Source organism: Candidatus Symbiopectobacterium sp. (genome assembly GCF_020054415.1).
Lineage (GTDB): Bacteria > Pseudomonadota > Gammaproteobacteria > Enterobacterales > Enterobacteriaceae > Symbiopectobacterium.
Window position 1 is genome coordinate 1 of the sequence record NZ_JAHWCO010000077.1, and the last position, 1,420, is coordinate 1,420.

The 1,420-nt window shown below is 51.9% G+C and carries 1 protein-coding gene and 1 pseudogene; one reads left to right on the top strand and one right to left on the bottom strand.

The genetic code is table 11. The features are described 5' to 3' along the window. Positions 1 to 140 precede the first annotated feature (140 nt). Positions 141 to 844 (bottom strand): annotated as a pseudogene (locus QZ506_RS02490) (magnesium chelatase domain-containing protein); the annotation flags it as partial. A 347-nt stretch (positions 845 to 1,191) separates the two neighbouring features. Here QZ506_RS02490 and QZ506_RS02495 point away from each other — a divergent pair. After that, positions 1,192 to 1,302 (top strand): IlvGEDA operon leader peptide, encoded by a 111-nt coding sequence (locus QZ506_RS02495; RefSeq protein ID WP_291968832.1) that lies wholly within the window; start codon positions 1,192 to 1,194, stop codon positions 1,300 to 1,302. Positions 1,303 to 1,420 lie beyond the last annotated feature (118 nt).

A 1,420-nucleotide genomic window follows, 5' to 3' on the forward strand; every position in this document is an offset into this window, starting at 1 on the left:
AGGAAAAATAGCCCGGTAGTGGAAAGCGCAGAAGAAACACGCTAACACGATAAAAAAGTCAGGTTCCCGGATGATCGATACGATGCGAAAACGTGATCGACCTTAGATGCGAATCGATGATCGATCGCATGCGAATATGCACTCAACGGGGGCAATAGCCCGGCAAGACGGCTAGCCAGCATGGTTTTTCCAGTACCGGCAGGTTGTGGCCTCCGGCGGCAGTGACTTCGAGCGCCCGTTTTCCCTGCTCTTGCCCAATGATGTCTGCCAGGTCCGGGGCGTTGTTGAAGTCGGGCGCATGAACTTCAACCCCCTAGCTGCTGGCTAACGGCTCACCGCTGTGCAAAAAGGCGCACACCGCATTCAGGTGTTCTGCTAGCAATACTTCACCGTGCCCGATAAGCGCCATTTCCTGCTTATGAGCCAGTGGCAAAATAAGCTGCCGGCCTGCCTTGCCTGCCGCGATGGCTGCCGGGATCGCGCCGGTAACCGCACGCAGCGCCCCGGATAATCCAAATTCACCCAGAAACTCATGCTGCGCTAACCCCTTGCCACAAATCTGATCTGAGACTGCCAGAATCGATAGTGCGATGGGCAGATCGTAGCGCCCGCCTTCCTTGGGAAAATCCGCTGGGGCGAGATTGACGGTAATCCGCTTGGCGGGAAAGGTGAACCCGGCATTGAGCAGTGCGCTGCGCACCCGATCCCGTGCTTCCTTAACCGTGGTTTCCGGCAGGCCAACCAGCGTCAATGCGGGCAAGCCATTGCTGATATGGGCTTCGATCGTCACGCAAGGGGCCTGAATGCCAATCATTGCGCGCGAATAGGTAATTGCCAGCGACATAACGCTCCCTCCTGTCAATTCCGGCAGCGTGCGCCATCCTGAGTCTAAGCGGCAGTATAAAAACAACGTTATCAGCAACGGCTCGCACAAAGGTGATTGGCATGCGGTACGTTTCCTCTGGAATGGGCGCTGACTTGCAGCTTTGCGCGAATCTACGTCGTCGTCGGAGAAAGCTCGAAGAAAAAGCACAATATGAATAATTGTTTATATCTATATTATTAATTTGTATTTAACGCAGATTTTTTCATCGGATTTTGTCGCGCGGTAGAAAAAATATTGTCAGTGGCGCTAAGTCTGTGGTAAATCTGTAGATGTTCGTTCGACTATGATGGCAGAACAAACCATTTATGAAAGCGTTATCCCTCGTGATTAGCCTAGTCATTATTAGCGTGGTGGTGATTATCAAACCACCGTGCGGGGCGTCGCTGAGACGAAGAATGGCTTTGTTGAATAAATAGATATTATGCTGCGTAGCCATAAAGGCTGCGGATTCCCTTGACGTAAAATCAGTATGTTAAATCCAGAGCGTGGTGATGCATCCCGGAGCGATCAGCATTTTAATCCAAAACAGGCGTG

What these genes read in the sequence shown, in the direction of transcription:
- QZ506_RS02495 (WP_291968832.1), top strand. Translation starts at nt 1,192, where the DNA reads ATGAAAGCGTTATCCCTCGTGATTAGCCTAGTCATTATTAGCGTGGTG.